Consider the following 21,736-nt stretch of genomic DNA (forward strand, 5'->3'; position numbering starts at 1 on the left):
ATTTCCGAAACTGACTGTAAAGAAATGTTCAAAACAGGGGTCTGAAGGTTCCTGCGGAGCCTCCAGAATAATTAATAATGACGTAGAAGGAGAACTGTTTGTTTCGCCTCGTTTGTGTCAAAAAGAGAGACAATCTTACGGATACTGCTATTTTCGTCCGGTAATCGTTCCTTAAGGAAAGGGAATCAGACCTTTGGCCTATTCCGATTCTGTTCTTAGTTCAACAATTCAATCCGCTTTATGTGTCGATCTCGATGGCACCCTGGTCAAGTCGGATACGTTAGTGGACTCGGCGCTGGCGCTGGCGAGATATCGACCGGAGATGCTGCTCCGGATCCCCGGATGGCTGTTTCAGGGCAAAGCCGCCCTCAAGCGGCACATCACCTCGGCTGTCTCCTTAGATGTCACGCACCTTCCCTACAACCGGGAATTACTACAATATCTTGAACAGCAACATGCGATCGGCCGCCAGATTTACTTAGCAACTGCCGCCGACTCGGCGCTGGCCCAGAGGGTCGCCGATCATCTAGGTCTCTTTGATGGCGTTTTGGCTTCGGATGGTGTCCTGAATCTCGCCGGTTCGAATAAATTGGCCGCCTTCCGGCAGGCTTTCGGGGAGAACTTCTGCTATATCGGCAATGCCCTCCCCGACCTCACCCTGCTCGAGAACTGCCAGTATCCGATGGTCGCGAACCCCACGCGGGGTCTTCGCTCTGCCCTGCGCAAGGCCCGCATTACTCCGGCCCACACCTTCCTCGAAAAAGCCTCGCCCATCAAGGCATGGATGAAGGCCATTCGGATTCATCAGTGGGCGAAGAACATCCTGCTTTTCCTGCCCATGCTGTTGGCTCATGCGCTGCGACCGGCACTCATGGTTGCGGCCGTTCTGGCCTTCTTTGCCTTCGGCTTTTGCGCCTCGGGCACCTACATCATCAACGATCTATTGGACATCGAAGCCGACCGGCAGCATCCCCGCAAGCGCCGTCGACCCTTTGCCTCCGGAGACCTTTCGGCCATCTCAGGAATCGCCGTTGTGATCCTGTTCCTGGTCATCTCGGTTGCAATTGCGATTGCGTTACCTCATGTGCTGTCGCGGTTGGCTCCAGATCTCGCGCTGAAGAGGCCCTACCACTTTTTGACCTGGCTCGGAATCTACGCTGTCACTACGCTGGCCTACTCACTTCGCCTGAAGCGGGCCGTGCTGGTCGACGTTATCGTGCTCTCCGGCCTCTACACCATCCGCATTCTGGCCGGCTCGGCTGCAACTGGAGTAGAGGCTTCGGCCTGGCTGGGCAGTTTCAGCATCTTCTTCTTCCTCTCATTGGCTTTCGTCAAGCGATTCGCTGAGCTTGGAAACCTGCGTGAGCGCGGAGGAGCCACAGCCAAGGGACGCGGCTACCACATTACCGACGTAGAGCAGCTCCGCAGCTTTGGTTCAGCATCCGGTTATGTCTCGGTCGCGGTGTTGACGTTATACATTTCAAACCTCGACGCTGCCCAGCTCTACAGCCACACCAAACGGTTGTGGTTGCTGATTCCCGTGCTTCTGCTCTGGATCAGCCGCTTGTGGCTCAAGGCATCGCGAGGTCAGCTGAATGAAGATCCGGTGGTCTATGCCATTACCGACAGCCGCAGCCTTCTGCTCGGCGCCATAGTCATCGCTATCGTGTTATCAGCCCTGTAAGGTTCGAGGAATAGAGAGAGAGAAGAAGCATTTATCCTGATAACTGAGACATGACAGACACCATTCCTCAGCTGAACAGCTACGACCCCTCCGCCCTCGATCAAGCCTTTGCCACCCTCTCGGAAGAAGTTCGCCAGCAGAGTGGCTCACTGAAGACTTCCGAGGAGCAGGAGGCATTTCGTCTCCACTGGCTTGGCCGCAAGCAGGGCCGCCTGAAGCTGATCTCCGAGGCATGGCTCAAGTCCGCACCTGCCGAGGCACGTAAACCGCTCGGCATGCAATTCAACCAGCTCAAACAGCAAATCGAGCAGGCGCTGGAAGCGCTCGCCGCTACCAAGTCCTCCGCTACGGTGCAAGGGATTGATATCTCTCTCCCCGGCAGCGCGCGTCGTCCGGGAATCCCGCATCCGCTGCTCAGCACTATGCACGAGGTGGTGCGGGTCTTTCACCAGCTCGGATACTCGACCAATCTAGGCCCGCAGGTCGAGAGCGATTTCTATAACTTTGAGGCTCTCAACTTCCCGCCTAACCATCCGGCGCGCGACACCCAGGACACGCTTCAGATCGCTGGCCAGCAGGTCCGGCCTTCGCGTGATCGCCTGCTGATGCGGACCCACACTTCGCCGGTGCAGATCCGCACTATGATCGCGCAGACTCCGCCCGTGCGCATTGTGATCCCGGGCAAGGTCCATCGCAATGATGCCGCCGACGCCACCCACTCGCCGATCTTCCACCAGATCGAAGGGCTTTGCGTCGATACCAATATCACCTTCTCGGACCTGAAAGGGACGCTCGATCACGCCATGAAGGCGCTCTTTGGTTCCGCGGTTAAGACCCGCTTTTTCCCCAGCTTCTTCCCCTTTACGGAACCTTCGGCAGACGTACAGATCTCCTGCATTTTCTGCGGAGGTTCAGGCTGCAGAAAGTGCAAGCACTCCGGTTGGATTGAGCTGCTGGGCTGCGGCATGGTTGACCCAGCGGTCTTTGCCGCTGTCACGGCAGAGCGTCGCAAAATTGACCCAGCCGATGATGCCTACAATCCAGCCAGGATCTCAGGCTTTGCCTTCGGTATGGGCGTCGAACGCATCGCCATGATGCTCCACGGAGTCTCAGACATCGGTCACTTCTATTCCGGAGACATGCGATTCCTGGAGCAGTTTGCATAAAGCTCTTTACCGCAAGCTATCTCGCAAACTCTCAAGATTCTGCGGGTGCACACGAATCACCCCGCGGCGAGGGCTGTCGATATCGGCGATCAGGAAGAACGAGATCGAAACCACCAATGGGAGCACGATAAACAACTTTGGCTGGAGCCGCTTCGCTCCATAACCGAGCAGCCCATTTGCGAAGATAGCAATCAAAAACATCAGCCCCCAGGCAGACTCCGGAATCCTGTTCCACCACGCTGCCTGTGTGTAGCCCTGCGAATTGATTACGTCGTTCATTCCAGCAACAGCAAGCGTGGTCAGAGGAGATGGTTGGGCGGTCACCGGACGAACCACTGCCTGCCACAGCTGGTCTTGGACCGAGGCTCTCTCGAGAGCGATCTTCTTCAGCTCCTCGTGGTCTCGCGTCTCATAGAAGGCGATGCGGAGGTCTGTGTATCTTCGAAGAAGATCTCGAATCCGGTTCGCGTCTGCTTGCGGTAGTAGGTCTGCGCGGACATACTCTGTCCCAATGGCATTAGCCTCGGCCTCTTCGTAGGTTTTGCGCTGGTCGTAACGGCCAATTGCCATCGAAAAACTGAAGCCGATAATCAGGCCCAGCAGGGTCAGCGTCGCTCCCTGAATGAGGTTGAAATCTGTACGCAGATCCTCATCGAGCCTCCGCCTCTGTTGCAGCCAGCCACCGATCCAGGCTGCCAGCCAGAGGACGAAAAACGAGATCAAAAAGACCAGACGTGGATAGTTCAAGAGCGACTCCATCGAAATCTCTTTAAGACTCGGAACGTCCTCCGCGGAGCCCGATGAAGCCAAAAAGGATCTGAATCAACGCCAGGGCTAGCGCGCCGAGAAACGCTGCCTTGAATCCCGTCACTGCAAAGCCGGGGACGAACTTGCTTGAGAACCAGAGCACGACGGCATTGATTACCAGGAAGAACAATCCGAAGCTCAGAATGCCCAGCGGCAGAGTGACAAACTTCAGCAACAGGCCCAGTGTCGCGTTCAATAGTCCAATCACGATGACAGCGATCAACGCCGAGACGAATCCGCTGATTTCAAATCCCTGAACAAAATGAGAGACGATCAGGAGCGCAACGGCATTTAGGATCCAGTGCAGTAACCAACGCATAACGTCCTTTCTGTTGCTGGATTCGGTGCTTCGACCTGAAGCATACGCGAGTCCTATCCTCCTTACCATCAAAAGTTTGGAGAGTCTCGTAGGAGAGGCTCTAAACTATCTCTATGGGCAAAATGTTTTCTGCCATTGAACCGGCCCATCGTGAGTTCATTGAGCGCCAGCACATCTTCTTCAACGCTTCGGCCGCGCAGCAGGGACGGGTAAACGTCTCTCCTCGCGATGTGGCTTCACTGCGCATACTCGATGACCATACGGTGATCTATCTCGATCGCACCGGAAGCGGCAATGAGACGGCGGCGCATCTGATTGCCGACGGGCGCCTGACACTCATGTTCTGTGCTTTTGAGGGTGCACCACTGGTCATGCGGCTCTACGGCAAGGGACGGATCATCGCTCGTCGTAGCCCGGAATATCTCTCGCTGCTTGCAGCACACTACGGCAACATTGAGGCACCCGGAGCTCGTCAGATTGTGCACCTGACGGTCGACTCCATCCAGACCTCGTGCGGCATGAAGGTCCCCTTCTACGACTACGTAGGCGAGCGCGACCAGCTCGATCGCTGGGCTACGGTCAAAGGCGAGTCCGCACTTGAAGAATATCGACGGCAGAAGAACAGCGTGAGTATCGATGGACTACCCACAGGGCTCGTATAGGCCTGCTTATCGACTCACTTCGCTCCATGATGGTCGAAGCTGATTACGCGCGTGACCTTCCAGGCACCATCCCTGTACTGCCAGAGGTGGATAAATTTTGCTTCTCCCACTTCGCCGTGGTCTTGTTTCCACGGATGCGTGAAGCGATGTACGCCGATCTCAACGGCGCCATAGTCTTTAATCGGATAGATCTCAAGCGATCCGGCTACCAGCTCCCGTTGCACCTTGCCGCAGATGTTGTTCCGGACAGCATCAAGAAAGACCTGTCGCCCCACGGCCAGCCCGGTCTTGTCATGGTAGAACTCAAGGTCCTCGGAAACCAGAGCTTTCATCTTGTCGAGATCGCACGTGTTGAAACCATCGAAGAGCTGTTTATCGAGCGCGGTGATGGCGCGAGTAAGCTCAGCATCCGTCTTGATGGTATCCAGCGATGGGATACTTTGTGCGTTCAATGGAGCCGACAAAACAGCAGCGAAGACAAGAGCAACTACAACAGAGAATCTACCCATAGGGAATGCCTCCTTGAAGAACGACATCCCCGATACGCGAATCTCTCACCAAAGGTTCACGCTACAACTACTTCTTTGCTCCCTCCACCAGCTTCGGAAGCCTGCGGTTATGGGTCGCTTGTTCGTAAGCATAGGCGTACCCGAACAGGTCGCCATCCTTCCAGCGCACGCCGGAGATCTCCAACCCGAAGGGAAGCCCATCGGCATAGAAGCCTCCCGGAAGCGAAACCGCCGGAACTCCGATGCGATTGACCCATCCCGTCTCGCTGTAAGGACCAGCCGTAGAAGCTCCGGGAACGGTTTCGTCATATGTCGGGATCTGTAGAGCGGGATACACGAAGCCATCCAGCTTCCATTTCCTTCGTGTCTGTTCGTAGATCTCGAGCGCCTTGCGCTGAGGGCCGTAATAATTTGCCTCAGCCTCAGGATCGCTCTCAAGCAATCTCTGTGGCATCACCTCATTGCCAGTCCTCGTACCGCCGATCATGTAAGCCGGGAATGCATCTCCAATAGCCTTCTCATATTCGGCAACGGAGTGGTACTGCGGCGGTCCAAAGTCACGCAGAAAGTTGTCTACGCCCTCTCTGCGATAAGGCCGCGTATTCACCGAGCGAATCACCATAAAGAAGCTCTCCGGCAGGATCTCTTTGTCGATGATGACCGTTGCTCCAGCGGCCTTTAGTTGTTCCACTGCCTTCATGAAAGCTGCACGCGTTTCCGAAGAGACTGCACCGCTGTTGGGAGGAGCATCAGGCCCGGTTCCATAGATACTTGGCGAGCCTTCCAGCACAAACCAGGGCACACCGAATCGCTTACCCTTCAACGCGCCTTTCTTCAGGTATTGCGTATAAGGCCGAGCCTCAGCCTTTTTCGTCGCGCCTTCGGTCCACTTGTCCAGCGGATCTTCGGCCTGCATCACGTCGAGCGTAATAGCTGCGCTGGTTACATCGCGAGCTAGCGGACCGGTATTGTCGCGCAGCCAGTCCAGCGGATGAATCCCGGCGATGCTGGTTAACCCCCGAGACGGCAGAAATCCGACCAGGCTATTATTCGCCGCAGGCTGACGGATTGAGTTCGCTGTATCTGTCCCCGTACCTACGACCGCGAAGTTCGCCGCCAAAGCAGTCGCTGTTCCACCCGACGATCCGCCCGGAGAGTACCGCACATCGTACGCATCGCCCGTGCGCCCTCCGGCTGTACTGATATTCGTGTCGCTCGCCGCGAAGTCCGGCATGTTGGTCTGCCCCAGAATCACCGCGCCCGCCTCTTTTAGACGCTCCACTACGACGGCATCGCGAGGGGCGACGAGTTCCTCGCCTGGCTTCAGGTAGCCCTCCCACCCTGCGCTCGTCACCAGGCCTTTGACGCTGGTGTTTGTCTTAATCACAATGGGCACTCCCCACAACACACCATGTTTCGCAATCTTCGGCGCAGCATCCTCTTCCGCGGCGCGGCGCAGCGCTCCCTCGCGATCGACATGCAGCAGGGCCCGATAAGTACCGTCGTAGCGGTTGATCCGGTCCAGATACCACTGGGTCACCTGGGTAACGGTGTACTTATGTGCTGCATAGAGAGCTTCGATCTGCGGCACCGAGACCTCCATCAGGTCGCGGTCCATCATCGATGAGTCATGCGAGGGATCCTGAGTCCACACCGGCATTGCACCCATCGCCAACGCCACAGCAAACACACAGATCCCTCGCCTCATCTGTTCCTCCGGTTCTGCCTTTTAAGCACAAAGGCTACCAGAATCGCGTTTCTTTAATGCTTCTTTGCTACTTCGCTCAATATGCCGTCCGGCCTTGTTAAGGGCACGGCTTTAGCCGTGCCAAAGAAGTTTCCTGAGAAAAGGGGCTTTAGCCCCTGAGGTACCTCTTTCAAGCTGACCACTCCTTGTATGCCTACAGTTTCCTCTTGTAGAACATTTAGACTGGAAGCTGCTCATCATGAAAGTTCTTACAAGCTGGCTGCGCCATTATCTCCCCACCCTTACCGTCACTGATCGGCAACTTGCCGACGACCTCACCCTGCGCGGCATCGCCGTCGAAGGTGTGCATCCTCTGGGAGAAGGCAACGGCCATCTGTTCGAGATGGATATCACCACCAACCGCGTCGACGCCATGAACCACTACGGCATCGCCCGCGAGGCTGCGACCATCTATGGTCTTCCTCTCGAACCTCTGCATCCCAGGCTGCCCGTCGGCACGCTGGTGGATAAGCCATTCCCGGTCCGTATCGCGGATGACGCTCGCGGACTCTGCGGTCGTTTTACTGCGCAGGTCCTGCGCAACGTCAACATTGCACCCAGCACTGGGCTCATCGCCGAGTACTTCGCCCTCCTCGGCCAGAAGCAGATCTCGAACGCGGTCGACGCCTCGAACTTCACCCTGCTTGGCATGGGACACCCCACTCATGCCTTCGACCTGGACAAGATTGAAGGCGGCATCGTTGTCCGCCTCGCGCGCAAGGGAGAGAAGCTACGTTTGCTCGATGGAACCGAGCGCACCCTTGAGGCCGACGATCTCGTCGTCGCCGACGAGAAGAAGGCCCTCGCGCTGGCAGGAGTCATGGGCGGTTGGGACTCGATGATTACTCCCGAGACGAAGAACATCCTCGTCGAGGCCGCGTGGTTCGATCCCGCAACCGTTCGCCGCAGCTCGCGCCGGCACCTGTTGCATACCGATGCCAGCCATCGCTTCGAGCGCGGAGCCGACTTTAACGCCGCTCCTCTCGCGAATGCCCTCGTATCGCAGCTCATCCTTCAAGGCGGCGGCTCGGTCGAAGGCGAGTTGGTGGACCTGATCGATTCTGAAGTCGCCGTACGCACCGCCGATCGTCCATCCATCGAGCTTTCGGTTGCTGAGGTCAGACGTCATCTCGGTACCACCCTTGATCCCGAGGGCATCACCAGCGAGATCGTCTCCCGTTTCCTCACCTCGCTTGGCTGTGAACTGGTTCTGCACGGGCTTGATCTCTACTTGGTGAAGCTGCCCTCCTGGCGTCTCGATCTGGAACGCGAGATCGATCTCGTCGAAGAGATCGCCCGTGTCTACGGCTACAACCGTTTTGCCAATACGCTGCCCACGGCGCTGCCGGTCACGGACTATTCTTCTGCCGCCGCCGAGCGCGCAATCCGACGCAGGCTGCTCGAGCTTGGTTTCAGCGAGGCGGTCTCCAGCACCTTTGCTGGTCAGCAGGACGCCGCGCTCTTCTACGAGTCCAGCGTTACGAACACTAAGAAGAAGACCGTTGCAATGGAAAATCCTCTCTCAGAAGAGGCATCGTTGCTGCGTCCCTCGCTTGTTCCCGGCATGCTCGCCATGCTGGCACATAATCTCAATCGCGACGTTCAAGAGGTTCGCCTCTTCGAGCAGGGCGAAGTCTTCACCGGCACCGCCGCGCCTGATGCTGGCTGGATCTCCGAGGTCCACGAGGCTCCGCAGCTCTCGCTCGGCATTACCACCGCGTCGCCCTCTCCCAGCAACCTCTACCCCGCCTCCGACGCGCCCATCTTCGAGCTCAAGGGCATCATCGAATCGCTGGTTTCCCTCTTCGCGCCTCCCGGAGGGGCCGCTGCTCTCACATTTACAGCCAACGGAACTCCTTCGTGGCTCGAACCCGGCCGTGGCGCTGTGGCCCTGCTCGACAATCAGCCGCTGGCCAGCTTCGGTGAACTGGCTACGACCGAGCGCGAATCCCGCAAGCTGCGCCAGCCGGTCTACCTCGCGCAGATTGATCTCGCCCGCCTCTACGAGCTTCCTCTTCGCCGCGCCACCTCGCACGATCTCTCGCGCTTCCAGGCCGTCGAGCGCGATTTTTCCTTTGTCCTTCCCGATACTGTCCAGTGGCACACCGTTGCTGCTGCGGTCGACGCTCTTGCCGTTCCCGAGATGCAGAGCCGCACGCCGGTCGAGATCTGGCGCGACCCGAAGAAACATCCCGGTGTCTATTCGCTGCTGTTGCGTACGGTCTTCCAGTCGCATGAGCGTACGCTGCGCGACGAGGAATTGTCCGGCTGGTCGCAGCGAATCATCGATGCCCTGACTGCCCTTGGCGGAGTCCTGCGCGCCTAAACTTCGATAGTTAGAGAGTGTCATCCTGAGCGATTCCGAGTGCAGTCGAGGAAGATCTCCGGTTCTCATTTACGCGCACGTTCCCAACTGTGTCATTTCGACCGAGCGCGCAGCGCGAGTGGAGAAATCCCGCATTTCTTTGTGACATCAGATGAGTCCCCGATATATTCTCCGCAACCGTTTGTCGTGGAATAATTCGGTTCGTTAAGCACAGCTTCAGAGCCTGCCCCGAGCGCAGTCGAACGGGTGCCGAAAAAACCTAAAAAAAAGGGGCTTTAGCCCCTGCGGGACTTCCAAACTGTTTTGCGACAGTCTCCTGCCAGGCCTATTGCAGAATCCGATGCACCCATCTGGATTCCCCCTGTGAATATCCACTTCTTCGGCATCTATACTTTTCAGCAGAACATTTTTTGAAGTGGGAGTAGATGTCATGAGTACAGCAACGGTCAGCGTCGACGAATTCCAGGCCCTCGAACAGAAGGTGCTTCGCGCCGTCGAGATTATCAAGCAGGAGCGCGAGGCTCGCGCCAAGGCCGAGGCTGAGATCGCCAATCTTCGCGAGCAGATTGAGTTCCAGACCCTCGTGGCTCAGGAAGCCCAGACTGCCGTCAACACTTTGACCAAGGATCGTGACAACGTTCGCCAGCGCGTCGAAAAGATGTTGCAGCAGATGGACGAGCTGGTCTAGGAGAACCGGATGGAATACAACTCCTCCCAGACTGTTGCCCCACCCACTCAGCCAGAAAACCTGCCGGAGAGCAGGGCGATCGCCGTCGAGATCTACGACCAGATCTATCGTCTGCGTGGAACCGACCCCGCTTATATTGAGCGACTTGCCCAGGTCGTCGATGCCAAGATGCGGGCCGTCTCTTCCATGGGCAACACGGTCGACTCGCTTCGTGTCGCCGTTCTTGCCGCTCTCAATATCTGTGACGAGCTCGAAACCCTTCGTCAGCGTTACGAGGCTCTCGCCGGAAGTCTCACGGTCTCACAGGTGACGTTACGCTCCCGTGCCGGTTCATTGGCAGGAATGCTTGACGAAATTCTCGAAGATCGTAAGGTCGGTTGAACGGGAACAGCTTCCTTTCCTATCGGCAAAAGAGGCGGGATGAGCATCGGCGCAAAGTGGGAGGCAGTCTACAGCACTAGGGCTGCAGACGAGGTCAGCTGGTTTCGGCCACACCTCGAAACCTCTCTGGAGTTGATTAACCGCTTTGCGGGTGGTTCTTCTGCAGCAATCATCGATGTGGGCGGCGGCGAAGCCACTCTGGCCGACGACCTCCTGCAGCAGGGATTCCAGAACCTCACCGTACTGGATATCTCAAAGACCGCACTTGAGGTGGCCAGAAAACGAATCGGATCTGCCGCAGATCGTGTGCATTGGATCGTCAGCGATATTACAGAAGTCAATCCGCCTGCATCTGCGTATGACCTTTGGCACGACCGCGCAGTCTTTCATTTCCTGACCATGCCCGAAGCGCGAAAAGCCTATATCGAAAGGGCCACTTCCGCGATCAAGGCGGGTGGACATCTGGTTCTGAGTACCTTTGGTCCCAATGGTCCCACGAAATGCAGTGGACTGGATGTGATGCGTTACAGTCCTGAAGCTCTACAGGCCTTGCTGGCTCCAGCGTTTCGTCTTGTCGCAGATCTGACCGAGATCCACACCACTCCCGCAGGCGCCGAACAGCAGTTCACGTATGGCGTGTTTCAGAAAAGCTGATTCCTTCTACAGAATGAATTTGAAGTGGCATCATCTTTGTTAGTGCATGGCTTCAGAGCCTTTCCGGAGCATAGCTAGGACAGGCCAGAAGTTGGAAGAGACAGAAGACTACGGCGTTACGGTCAGGGTCAGCTGCACGGTTCGAGTGATTCCGGTGGTCATGCCAGTCGCTGTAACCGGTATCGTATATGTGCCCGGCGTCGCCGATGGCGGAATACTGACGGGTGGAACACTGACTGAAGCGCCTTTGCCTCCGCAGCCGCTAAGCATCCCGGCTATACAGGCGAATGCGAGGAAGAGGCCGCAGAGACGTAGTTCTGATCGCATGCGCAAACGAAGTCCAACGAAAGAGAGCAATCCGACTGGACAGAGCAGAACCGCCAGGGTTGTCGCTGAACGGCGAGTGGGATCTAAACGCATGGCGTAGCCGGGAACGGAATTCGTATCCACGTACAAGGAAACAGAAGCTGATCCTCCCGAGGCGAGTGTGGGGGCGGACGGGGTAAAGCTGCAGCTGACGTATTGGGGGAGCGTGCCGCAGGTGAGCGAGATAGTGTCGGCGAAGCCATTGAGGCTCGAGAGTGTGACCGAAGCGGTCGCATGGTGCTGGGTCTGGATCGTCAACTGCGGGTTCGAGAGGACGAGTGTAAAGTCCGGGGAAAGCTGTATGGTCTCGAGCAATGGTGCTGACGTGCTTCCGGTGTGTGTCGCATCGCCAGGATAGGTGGCACTGAGTGAGTGCACTCCAATGGCGAGAGCGGATGTGTTCAGTGTTGCATTGCCCTGGGCATCGAGAGGGAGTGAGGCAATCGGTGCGGCACCATCGAGGATAGTAACAGTTCCAGTAGGGATGCTAGAGGGACTTTTCACAGTGGCGGTGATGGCGACGCTGCTTCCGAGGGATGCTGGGTTCGGTGAAGCTGTGATGCTTGTACTGGTTGGGAGGTTGACGACTTGTAACAAGGCGGCGGTAATGGTTTGTGAGCTCTGGTTGAGCTGAAACGCGGCAGTGATCGTGTGTGTGCCAAGAGCCAGGCTGCTGGTAGAAAGGGACGCGGCTGATGCTGTACCGCTTGTTGCGGTCAATGGCACCGCCCCAATTAGTTTTGCACCGTCGCTAAAGTACACCGATCCGGTAGGCGGGGCCAGGCCGCCGCAAGTGTTGACGACCGAGGCGGTGAAGGTGATGGGCTGGCCAAGGGTCCCCGGATTGGTGGAGGAGACCAGAGTGCCGCATGTCGAGTTGCCGGTGACGCTTACCTGCACAGTCTGACTATCCCCATCGAAGTACGGAGTAGGAGAAAAGGTGGCGGTGATGCTGTGAACGCCTGGAGTAAGGGTACTTGTGGAATACGTAGCCACGGCTGTGTTGCCGGTGCCCGGCACCAGGGTCTGGTTGGAAAGGATAGAAGCACCTTCAGTGAATGCCACGATGCCGGAGGGCGGCGAGGCAGGAGACGCGGTGCTGGTGACGGTGGCCGTAAAGGTGACCGACTGGTTGTAAGCAGTCGGATTGGGGGACGGGGTGAGAACAAGGGTCGACTGCGACGCAGGAACACGCACATAAACGACCATGCTTGTTGCGGAGGAAAGGGACGTGGAGCCGGCGTAGCTTGCTGTGAAACGGTAGATGCCTGCCGGGAGCTTGGGGAGGCTGAGCGTCGCGGTACCGGTTGCGTCTGCATTGACGGGAGGGAGAGGAACATCATTCTGAAGAAAAGTGATGGGAGCGGAGACGGGGCCGCTGGGCGAGCGCAGAATTGCGGTCAGGATAATCGGCTCCGGCCTGAGCTGATAGTAGGTAGAGGGGGTAAGCGTAAGGGTGGAAATGGCCGGAGTCTGGGAGCCTGAGGCTTCGTAAGCACCCATGTCGATGACGGGATAGCCAATGCCTTTGGAATCCTGACGCGTGGGTTTCCATCGAGGTCAGTGCCGGCAATGCCGGCGGCAGAATTGTTCGCAGAGTCCACCGACGGCGATGAGGGGCCCAGGTGCAAGTCCGTAGAGGAGGCAAAGAGGGGATTCGCGGAGATGTTGCCATTGAGCCCGATGAAGGATGCGGGGTATCCGCAATCGTTCAGAAAGAGCGCGCTCGAGGAAGTCTGCATGTTGTAAATGTTGTTGTGGTCGAAGACGGGAGGAGTTCGATTGACGCCAGATACTCCTCCCAGGGAATCGCAGTTGATGACAGGAGAGACGGACGAACTGCCGATGATGAGATTGTTGAACAAGGCCATCCGCGAGTAAAAATCGCTGAGAACGACCTCGGCAAGTGGGCCGCGGCCTGTGTTGTCGTAATACGTACCAGCAGTGAGATTGTTGTAGAGGGTGTTGTTAGTGGCGACCATGGTGACCGGGGCCACGCCATAAGGAACGGAGCCAAAGAAGGGAAAATAGTCGAAGTACAGGCCGCCGTAGCGATTGTTATAGATCAGGTTCTGACGGACGATAACGTGCAGGTTGTCATCGGTGCGCTGAAGATCGCTGACACCGATTCCCTTGGTGGTTCCACGTACGGTGTTGTCCTCAATGAGGACGGGACTGTTAGCGTTGACGCCTATGCCCGAGCCAGAGCAGAAGGTACCATCGCCTTCGATGAGATTGCCGCTGATGCGGGTCTGCGCCGGCGCAATCTGACCAGGGAGCGTGCTACTTACCATGTTGATGCCGTTCAGCGCGTAGACATAGCAGTAGGCCTGACCGGCGTTTGGAGCGGTTGTGACGATATGGTTATTGAGGATGTTTACGCTTCCGCCTTGAACAGTGATGCCGTAACCCCAGTTCGCGCGGATTATGTTGTTCTGAATGGTGGCAAAGCCGTATGCAACGACTCCACCGTTAGAGGGTGAAAGTGAAGTGGCTCCATTCTGAATTGTGAAGCCGTCGAGGGTAATGTTGAACCCAATACCGGCGTTGATGTTAGCGACCACATTGTTCTTGCCGCCGTCCACGATCGTCTGCGCCGCTCCTTTGTCGCTCCGGACAGTGATCGATTTGTTCTGAATCTGGAGATTCTCGTAGTACGTGCCAGGCGCGACCAGGACGGTGTCGCCATTCTGAGCGGCGTCGATTGCAGCCTGTATGGTGGGTTGGTCTGCCGGAACATGTATCGTACTCTGCGCACAAAGAGCCCGCGTTCCTGTCAGGAGAAGAATCGCGACGATCATGGCAAGGAGCAGCGGAGATCTGACGGCGACCAGTGTCGCGCGGGCACAGCAAAACGACCGGCAGGCCCGTGTCGGGGCGAATGTGACAAGATTCATAGGATCTTGGCCACCTTATCATTTAGTCAGCCATACCCAAAATGGAGCCAAAATTCGTTGTCAAGCTAAAAACCTCACAACATACACAAAACAAATAAGATCGATTTGCGAATCCACCCCTACCCACTTGCTAAAATAGAACCTATAAGGATCAGAAGTTCAAAAAGCTGAACCTCCGGGTTAGCCGATCAGGGATAGACCTAGTCCGAACCTAAACCAAATTAATCCAATACTTTGCGAGAAATTGATAGGGGGGAGGGGGCGGCGTATGTACATTCCGAAACACCATGAAGAGACTCGCATTGAGGTGATCGATGGCCTGATGCGGTCGCAACCCCTGGCCTCGCTCATTACCATGGGAAGCTCCGGCCTCTTCGCCTCTCATCTCCCCATGGTGCTTCACCGCACCGACGAAACCCGGGCGATTCTGCGTGGTCACCTCTCCCGTGCCAACAGTCAGTGGAAGGAGTTCTCCCCGGAGATCCAGGCGTTGGCCATCTTCTCCGGCCCGCAGCACTACATCACGCCTGGCTGGTATCCAGAGAAGGCTGAAACCGGCAAGGTGGTTCCTACCTGGAACTATGCCGTGGTCCATGCCTATGGCCCGCTCCGCATCATCGAAGATCCACAGTGGCTCCTCACGCATCTGCATTCGCTCACCGATACGCATGAGTCCTCGCAGACTATGCCATGGAAAGTAAGCGATGCTCCCGAAGATTTCATCGCAGCCCTTCTCCGAGGGATCGTAGGAGTAGAGCTCACCATCGAACGGTTGGAAGGGAAGTGGAAGGTCAGTCAAAACCAGACCGAACGTACCCGCGCTTCCGTAGTCGAAGGGTTGGCAGCCCTCAACACCGAAACCAGCCTCGCCATGCGCGATCTGGTCAAGGGAGAACGCCCCTGATTTTAAGATTGAAATAAATTCACGAACCCCGCATATTTCCGCGCCTTCGTCAACTTGCAAAGCGTCCGCCTCGCAGGTAGCATCACAACTCAAGAGACCGGCCTGCAAAGCAGGTGCGCGATCCACGCTGGTTGAACCAACATTCATTGAACAGGGGCCTGGCTCGTATATATGGTTCGGTGTGCAACGTCCGCCAGTCCGGAATGCCTAAAGAGCCACGGCAGGGTCCCACCGTCTTAGGACGGGTTCACCAGCGCATCTGCGCACGGCCCCGCGGGTCGGTCTTCTTGCTTTCTAACCTAGCCGCATCTTCTATTCGTCTAAATTCTGGATGTGTCATGCTGAGTGAAGCCCGAAAGGCGCGAAGAGCCTGCCCTGAGCGAGCCAATGGCGAGTCGAATGGGAAGGATCTGCGGTTTTACAAAAAATGCACCCCATCTTTCTCCACCTCGGCTTCCTCACCCTGCCCACCTTCGGGGTGCTGGCAGCCATCGGACTGATGCTCGCGCTCAGCCTCAGCCTGAGAACTGCCGTAATTGTGGGAGCCAAACCCGACCCTTTATGGAACGCCGGACTCTTCGCCATCATTGCTGCGTTTGTTCTCTCTCGCGTCCTTTTGGTCGTGACGAATCTGCATACCTTTTTTACCTATCCCATCATTCTGCTGATGGTTCCATCGCTTACGCCGCTTGGGTTGTTGCTGACAGCGCTGGTGACCCTGATCTATCTCCGCGTGCGCGCCATGCCCATCCTGGCTTCACTCGACGCCTGGGCTCCATGCGGAACCTTTGCCTGGGTCTTCCTCGCCCTGGGACATTTCGCAGAAGGCAGCGATCCGGGGCTCCCCAGTAATCTTCCCTGGGCCGTCGCGATGCCCGGAACCGTGCGACAGCATCCGGTCGCGATCTATGCCGCCATCGCCGCCGCAGTAATTACTGTGGTCCTGCTGGTGCAGCTTCCGCGTCGTCACCGCGATGGCGATGCCGTCGCGCTTGCATTTGCTCTGAGTGGACTGGCACAGTTCCTGCTCAGCTTTTTCCGTGAGCCAGCGCTTTACCCTGGAACGCTGGGTAACCTGCTTGACCCGGTTCAGTGGTTAGCTCTTGGAATGATCGTCTTTGCCGGAATCCTCTGGCAGCGACCGCGAAGGATGGCCGCCTATGCCGTCTAAACACATGCTGCCCAAAGGCAAGCGCCGCCAGACGGTGAAGCCGGAGTATCGAGCGACCCGCGGACTAGAGCCACTACCGCAGCCGGTGATTCCTGTACTGGAGATGGAAGAGGAGGCAGAAGATCGCCTGCATTCCTTTTCTGCTGCTTCTGAGGCAGCGGGTCTGCGATTGGATCAGTACCTGGCCCAGACGATTCCCGACATCAGTCGTGCGCGAGTGCAGATGCTCATCGAGCACGGTCAGGTGCGAGTCAACGGCCAGCCTGCCAAGGCCAAGCTCAAGATCCAGGGTGGAGAGGCGATTGAGATTGAGGGCGCTCCGCATCCGCCGCCGCTCCATGCCTTTCCGGAAGATATCCCGCTCAACATCCTTTACGAGGATGACCACCTGGCGGTGATCGATAAGGCTGCCGGCATGATGGTCCATGCAGGTTCGGGAGAGACCGACGACGAGCGCAATCATGGCACGCTGGTGAACGCCCTGCTCCACCATTTCAATCAGCTCTCGCATGTCGGCGGTGAGCTGCGCCCCGGCATCGTACATCGTCTGGATAAGCAGACCAGCGGCATCCTCGTCGTAGCCAAGGACGACAGCACCCATCGCAAGCTGGGGGAGATGTTCGCTAACCGCGAGCTTGAGAAGACTTACATCGCCTTAGTGCATGGCAATCTCTCTCGCGACAACATTACGGTGAACCTCCCGATTGGTCGTGATCTTGTCCGCCGCACCCGGATGACGACGCGTCGACCGTCAGAAAGCGAAGGCGTCCGCCCGGCAGTTTCGCATGTCAAAGTGCTCGAACGCATACAGTCACCCCGATATGGGCAGTTCACTCTGGTTGAGGTTCGCATCGAGACTGGGCGCACGCATCAGATTCGCGTCCACCTCCAGGCGCTCGGACATCCCGTTGTTGGGGATACGCTATATGGCGCGCCCCATAAATTCGGCCAGGAGCCACAGGTACTTTCGCTCGATCGCAACTTCCTCCATGCCGCGCGCCTGGTTTTCCAGCATCCTAAGACCCGTAAAGTGATGACGATGGAGTCTCCTCTTCCGGCAGAGCTCCAGAACCTGCTGGGGTTCCTCCGCGCCGATTAGCAATCAGGTTGGGTAGAATGGTTGTCAGAAACTAGTGAAAAGAATGAATCGTTCTCTCAGGCTTTTATCAACATTTTTTGCATTGATGGTGGTGCCTCTTTTCGCACAGGCGCAAACGCCTTCTTCCTCCACCACAAATCTTCCCGCGGCTCCCAGCGCGAGTTCTAAAGTTTCCGCGCCTGCCCCTCAGCAGTCACCAGCCGTAGCTCCGTCGCAGCCAGCTACGACGACCGCGGCACAGCCCCCCGTGGCTGCGGCACAACAGCCAGCGGTGAATCAGACGCCTGAAGACCAGGCCCCTGTCAACGAAGCGCCAACGATTCGGGTGCAGGTCAACGAAGTTAATCTGATCTTTACGGTCACTGATAAGAAGGGCCGTTTTATCACTGGTCTGAAGCGCGAAAACTTCGGGCTCTTGGACGATGGACGCCCTCCAGTGGCTGTGCTTCGCTTCAGCCAGCAGACCAACCTTCCGCTTCGCGTCGGCATTATGCTCGATACTTCGAGCTCTATTCGTCAGCGCTTCCAGTTCGAGCAAGACTCCGCCATCGAGTTCCTTCTACAGATTCTGCACCGCAATGACCGTGCGTTCGTAATGGGGTTCGATATTGAGACGGACATGTCGCAAGGATTTACTAACAATATCGACCTGCTGAATCAGGGTATCCGCAAGCTGCGCCCAGGTGGGGGTACGGCACTTTACGATGCGCTTTATAAGACCTGCCGTGATCAAATGCTGACCCTTCAGGAAGATGGTGCAGTACGGCGTGCCCTTATCGTCGTCTCGGACGGTGATGATAACTACAGCCGTGCACAGCAGTCGGACGCGATCAAGATGTGCCAGCGTGCTGAGACGATTGTGTACACCATCAGCACCAACGTCAGCCCCAGTAAAGATAAGGGCGACGACATCCTCAAGACTATCTCTGAGGCGACAGGCGGTATGGCATTCTTCCCGGTAAAGATCGAGGATGTTGCCACGGGGTTCCGCAACATTCAGGAAGAGCTTCGCAGCCAGTACTCCCTGGTGTATCGTCCGGCAGACTTCAAACAGGATGGCTCCTTCCGAACGATCTATCTGCAGGCTCTCGATCCTCGTTATAAGGTGCGCGCCAGCAAAGGGTATTTTGCTCCGCGTCCAAAGCCGTAAGTTTTAAAGCTGATCGCGATATTTTTCGATTGCCAGCAAAACCAACTGCGATCGTGTGCGCACTCCAGTTTTCGAGAAGAGTTGCTGCAGTGTTGCTTTGACCGCGCTCTCCGAGATGTCGAGGTTCGCAGCAATCTGCTTGTTTGCCAGTCCCTGAAGAAGATATCGGAGGGTAATTCTCTCCCGCTCTGTAAACCGTATGGTCTCCTGCGGCTGAGCGGCCGCTACAACCGCCTGAAGATATTGCTGATCGATCAGGACTCTTCCTTGTGCAACCTCCAGGATTGCGCGCTGAAGGTTTTCTGGCGACTCCTGCTTGTGAAAGATACCCGAGATACCACCCTTGATGAGAGCCAGCGCGTTCTTGTCGGGAAATCCTGCGGTCACGACCAGAATCTTTCCGGCAAAGTTCATCGATTGCAGCGGGCCGAGCATATCGAGGGCGTTGTCTTTTCCCAGGTCGTAGTCCAGCACAAGCACATCGACCGGCGTTGTTTGCAGATCGGCCAAGGCCTGTGCGGGATCGCCGCTCTGGCCTGCGATGATAAAGCGGCAATCTGAGCCAAGAAGGCGACGTAGCCCTTCGCGAAAAAGCGTGTGATCGTCGAGCAGGTAGATGCGGATAGCGCCAGTTGGGTTCATGCGTGTTCCTACTCGGTCTCCTCTGTTGTGTGAGCTAATCCTTCTTCATTCTGCGCGGCGGTCAAGGTGATCACAAAGCAGCATCCAACCTCCACCGGTTCGAAACGAAGCTCGCCTCCGAAGCTCTCGATCAAGGCGCGAGAGACATAAAGGCCAAGGCCGGAGCCATCTGAGTCCGGCCGAAAGGGTTGGAACAGGTGTTCGGTGGTCTTCATTCCCGGTCCTGTGTCGCAAACGCGAAGCGAGACTCTTCCATCGTGGAACGAGGTATCAATGGTGAGTCTTGGGTTCGGTGAATCCTGAATTGCGCGTAAGGAATTCTGAGAGAGATTTAGAAGAATCTGGATAAGCCCCTGGCGATTTGCGCGGGCTGCGGGTAAGTCTTCCGGAACATGCCAGTTGAATTCACCATCGATATCGATCCAGTCCTGTCCGATGATGATGCGAACTTCTTTGGCCAGGTCCTGCAGGCGAACCGGAGAGATCTCCATACGTACTTTTCTGCGAAGGTCGACGGAGGCAAGATCGCGCAGCCCTGTCGCCAGGTTTTTCAGCGCGGCGAAGTCTGGATGTTCCGCGATGTCGTCGCTCCGCTCCATGTTGGAGGCGACAACAAAGATAGCGGAGCATAGATTTCGTATCTCGTGGGAAACAGCACTCGCGAGGATTCGATCGTGACTTACGATCTGCTCGTACTGCGCGTGCTCTCGCTCTCGTACTTCGTTGGCCACATCGACAACGATCGCCGCGAGATGACGGGAAACACCTTCACCGTAGATCGAAAACCATGTCGTTGCAGGGACAAGAGTTCCATCCCCTCTGCGCGCCCAGGCGCTGGCGGACGTGCTGACATCACCGATCCCGGAAGGGAGTTGCAGAGCGTCGTAGAACAGAGGAATGAAGTTACGAATGTTCTGCCCCAGGAGTCCTTCGGCTGGCTGCAGGATATTTGCGGCCGCCTTATTTGCGGCTACGATCTTGCCATTGGAGTCTATAGTCAGAATGGCGGCGGGGCTGCTCTCCGCCAGTAGCCTTGATTGCTCCTGGGCGCGACGCCTCAAGCGCTGTTCGTAGCGCAAACGAGAGTAGTGTTTGAGAACTACACGGCGGGAATCTGCAATCTGATAGATCCACAGCCCACAACCGGTATATGCAATCGTCGCCATGCTGAAGCGGAGCATGTGCTCGAGCGGCGTTTGGTCGGCGGTGAATCGCCCGCGAACATAGGCGCAGAAGATGGCCGCAATCATGATCTGCCAGCGATCGAGAATTGTTGCGGCGATCATCACCGGAAAGATGTAAAGGATCCCGAGAGAGAAGTTGAAGTCGTAATACCACTCGAGAATGACGAGAAGGACAACAAGTACCAGGGCGATTGCGAAGATACGACCCTGGCCGCCTTCGGCCGTTCGCATGCGAACGAATCGTCGATAGAAGGTATTCACTTCTTTAGATTAGCCGTCGTTTGACCACAGATCGAGGACGAATAGCCAAAAGATAGGTTTTTTGCCATCTTGGGAGTGTTTCGAAAGAAGGGCTGGAAGATAGGAACCTGTCGTGTAGATACAAGGGTCTAATCGGAGTAATCAGGAGTTTGGATGATCGTTCGAGATCGATTACCGTTGAAGCGAATCTGGCCGCAAGCCTGGAAGCGCCTGTTGGTATTGCTTATCTTCGATTGCACGGTAGCCATTGTTTATTCCATCTTTCATCATGAATGGATCTCTTTAAATGGCTTGCCGATTGCGCCTTTGGCCTCAGCTCTGACCATCTTTCTCGCCTTCCGCACAAATGCGGCGTACGGTCGATGGTGGGAGGCCCGCCAGCTCTGGGGGCAGCAGGTGAACACCTCTCGCGCTCTTGCGGTGCAGTTTCTAACGATGTTGGACGATGAGACAGAAGACCCGCACCGTATTCCCTTACGGAACTCCCTTGTCCTGCACCACATCACCTTTACGCACGCATTAAGATGCCATCTACGAAGACAGACCGCGCTACCTGAGGTGCGAACACTATTAGGCGAAGACGCTGCCCGCGAGTTGAGTGTCTACAAAAACCTTCCCGCCGGACTTGTGTTGCGAATGGGTAACCTGCTCCGGCAGGCGCGCAATGAGGGCATGCTGGATAGTTTCCGCTGGACAAAGATTAATGAAAATCTCACCGTATTGACCAACATCCAAGGCGCTCTCGAGCGCATCAAGAATACGCCATTGCCCAGGCAGTTTGACTACCTTCCCAGTATTCTGGTCGATGTTTTCTGCTGGTTATTGCCACTGGGGTTGGTTGAGGGATTGGGACTAATGACTCCCATCGCCAGCGTTTTGATCAGCTTTATGTTTATCGCTGCAGACCTGATGAGTCGCGAGATCTCAAACCCATTTGAGAACACGATTCACGATATCCCGATGACGGCACTCTCACGCACGATTGAACTCAACTTGCGAGAGCAGATGGAAGAGATCGATCGTGAGCGAGGCTGGACGGGAGGCGCGAGATATCGTCGCTCGCGACCAATTACAGATGTTCAACCTGTTGACGGATTTGTGTTTTAGGACAAAGGAGAG

The 21,736-nt window shown here is 56.5% G+C and carries 20 protein-coding genes and 1 other RNA gene; 13 read left to right on the forward strand and 8 right to left on the reverse strand.

What is annotated here, in order from left to right; translation table 11 throughout:
- The first annotated feature begins 193 nt into the window (after positions 1-193).
- Both H7846_RS05320 and pheS read left to right on the forward strand, forming a co-directional pair.
- Complete coding sequence (locus H7846_RS05320) at positions 194-1,684, forward strand: UbiA family prenyltransferase (RefSeq protein ID WP_186695467.1); 1,491 nt, start codon at positions 194-196, stop codon at positions 1,682-1,684.
- A gap of 50 nt (positions 1,685-1,734) precedes the next feature.
- Positions 1,735-2,850 (forward strand): phenylalanine--tRNA ligase subunit alpha, encoded by a 1,116-nt coding sequence (gene pheS / locus H7846_RS05325; protein ID WP_186695468.1) that lies wholly within the window; start codon positions 1,735-1,737, stop codon positions 2,848-2,850.
- A gap of 6 nt (positions 2,851-2,856) precedes the next feature.
- On the opposite strand, the gene H7846_RS05330 is transcribed toward pheS, so the two are convergent.
- Positions 2,857-3,609 (reverse strand): bestrophin-like domain, encoded by a 753-nt coding sequence (locus H7846_RS05330; RefSeq protein ID WP_186695469.1) that lies wholly within the window; start codon positions 3,607-3,609, stop codon positions 2,857-2,859.
- A gap of 10 nt (positions 3,610-3,619) precedes the next feature.
- Positions 3,620-3,976, reverse strand: coding sequence for a phage holin family protein (locus H7846_RS05335; protein WP_186695470.1), 357 nt, complete (start codon positions 3,974-3,976; stop codon positions 3,620-3,622).
- Positions 3,977-4,089: 113 nt separating this feature from the next.
- Between H7846_RS05335 and H7846_RS05340 the strand changes: the two genes are divergently transcribed.
- On the forward strand, positions 4,090-4,638 hold the full coding sequence (locus tag H7846_RS05340; RefSeq protein ID WP_186695471.1) for a pyridoxamine 5'-phosphate oxidase family protein: 549 nt from the start codon (positions 4,090-4,092) through the stop codon (positions 4,636-4,638).
- A 14-nt stretch (positions 4,639-4,652) separates the two neighbouring features.
- Here the strand turns inward: H7846_RS05340 and H7846_RS05345 are convergent, their stop codons facing one another.
- A complete protein-coding gene (locus H7846_RS05345; protein ID WP_186695472.1) occupies positions 4,653-5,147 on the reverse strand; it encodes a nuclear transport factor 2 family protein in 495 nt (164 codons plus the stop codon).
- A gap of 67 nt (positions 5,148-5,214) precedes the next feature.
- The gene (locus H7846_RS05350; protein ID WP_255460859.1) at positions 5,215-6,855 is read right to left on the reverse strand and encodes an amidase; all 1,641 of its coding nucleotides are present in this window, start codon (positions 6,853-6,855) and stop codon (positions 5,215-5,217) included.
- A gap of 238 nt (positions 6,856-7,093) precedes the next feature.
- Here H7846_RS05350 and pheT point away from each other — a divergent pair, with 238 nt between their 5' ends.
- The 4 genes from pheT to H7846_RS05370 all read left to right on the forward strand — a co-directional run bounded on the left by pheT (position 7,094) and on the right by H7846_RS05370 (position 10,943).
- A complete protein-coding gene (gene pheT, locus H7846_RS05355) occupies positions 7,094-9,220 on the forward strand; it encodes a phenylalanine--tRNA ligase subunit beta (protein WP_186695473.1) in 2,127 nt (708 codons plus the stop codon).
- 430 nt (positions 9,221-9,650) lie between these two features.
- A complete protein-coding gene (locus H7846_RS05360) occupies positions 9,651-9,908 on the forward strand; it encodes a hypothetical protein (RefSeq protein WP_186695474.1) in 258 nt (85 codons plus the stop codon).
- A 9-nt stretch (positions 9,909-9,917) separates the two neighbouring features.
- The gene (locus tag H7846_RS05365) at positions 9,918-10,289 is read left to right on the forward strand and encodes a cell division protein ZapA (RefSeq protein WP_186695475.1); all 372 of its coding nucleotides are present in this window, start codon (positions 9,918-9,920) and stop codon (positions 10,287-10,289) included.
- 39 nt (positions 10,290-10,328) lie between these two features.
- Positions 10,329-10,943, forward strand: a complete 615-nt coding sequence (locus H7846_RS05370) for a class I SAM-dependent methyltransferase (RefSeq protein WP_186695476.1) — start codon at positions 10,329-10,331, stop codon at positions 10,941-10,943.
- A gap of 108 nt (positions 10,944-11,051) precedes the next feature.
- Here the strand turns inward: H7846_RS05370 and H7846_RS05375 are convergent, their stop codons facing one another.
- Positions 11,052-12,812: an Ig-like domain-containing protein gene (locus H7846_RS05375; protein ID WP_186695477.1), complete on the reverse strand. Its 1,761-nt coding sequence runs from the start codon at positions 12,810-12,812 to the stop codon at positions 11,052-11,054.
- Entirely contained in the window at positions 12,710-14,206 is a 1,497-nt protein-coding gene (locus tag H7846_RS05380; RefSeq protein ID WP_186695478.1) for a right-handed parallel beta-helix repeat-containing protein, read from the reverse strand. The genes H7846_RS05375 and H7846_RS05380 overlap by 103 nt, the downstream gene beginning before the upstream one ends.
- Before the next feature lie 268 nt (positions 14,207-14,474).
- On the opposite strand from H7846_RS05380, the gene H7846_RS05385 reads away from it, so the two are divergent.
- The 5 genes from H7846_RS05385 to H7846_RS05405 all read left to right on the forward strand — a co-directional run bounded on the left by H7846_RS05385 (position 14,475) and on the right by H7846_RS05405 (position 18,530).
- Positions 14,475-15,110, forward strand: coding sequence for an FMN-binding negative transcriptional regulator (locus H7846_RS05385; RefSeq protein WP_186695479.1), 636 nt, complete (start codon positions 14,475-14,477; stop codon positions 15,108-15,110).
- Between the two features lie 96 nt (positions 15,111-15,206).
- Positions 15,207-15,394, forward strand: a non-coding RNA gene (gene ssrS, locus H7846_RS05390) — 6S RNA.
- Between the two features lie 143 nt (positions 15,395-15,537).
- Positions 15,538-16,281, forward strand: a complete 744-nt coding sequence (locus H7846_RS05395) for a prolipoprotein diacylglyceryl transferase (protein WP_186695480.1) — start codon at positions 15,538-15,540, stop codon at positions 16,279-16,281.
- Positions 16,271-17,380, forward strand: coding sequence for an RluA family pseudouridine synthase (locus H7846_RS05400; RefSeq protein ID WP_186695481.1), 1,110 nt, complete (start codon positions 16,271-16,273; stop codon positions 17,378-17,380). The genes H7846_RS05395 and H7846_RS05400 overlap by 11 nt, the downstream gene beginning before the upstream one ends.
- Before the next feature lie 43 nt (positions 17,381-17,423).
- Entirely contained in the window at positions 17,424-18,530 is a 1,107-nt protein-coding gene (locus H7846_RS05405) for a VWA domain-containing protein (protein WP_255460860.1), read from the forward strand.
- Between the two features lie 3 nt (positions 18,531-18,533).
- Here the strand turns inward: H7846_RS05405 and H7846_RS05410 are convergent, their stop codons facing one another.
- Positions 18,534-19,172, reverse strand: coding sequence for a LuxR C-terminal-related transcriptional regulator (locus H7846_RS05410; protein ID WP_186695482.1), 639 nt, complete (start codon positions 19,170-19,172; stop codon positions 18,534-18,536).
- Between the two features lie 8 nt (positions 19,173-19,180).
- Positions 19,181-20,587: a sensor histidine kinase gene (locus H7846_RS05415; RefSeq protein ID WP_186695483.1), complete on the reverse strand. Its 1,407-nt coding sequence runs from the start codon at positions 20,585-20,587 to the stop codon at positions 19,181-19,183.
- Positions 20,588-20,770: 183 nt separating this feature from the next.
- On the opposite strand from H7846_RS05415, the gene H7846_RS05420 reads away from it, so the two are divergent.
- Positions 20,771-21,724, forward strand: a complete 954-nt coding sequence (locus H7846_RS05420) for a bestrophin family protein (RefSeq protein ID WP_186695484.1) — start codon at positions 20,771-20,773, stop codon at positions 21,722-21,724.
- Positions 21,725-21,736: the final 12 nt, after the last annotated feature.

The sequence above is a fragment of the Edaphobacter sp. 4G125 genome, from assembly GCF_014274685.1.
In the GTDB taxonomy this organism is placed as follows: domain Bacteria; phylum Acidobacteriota; class Terriglobia; order Terriglobales; family Acidobacteriaceae; genus Edaphobacter.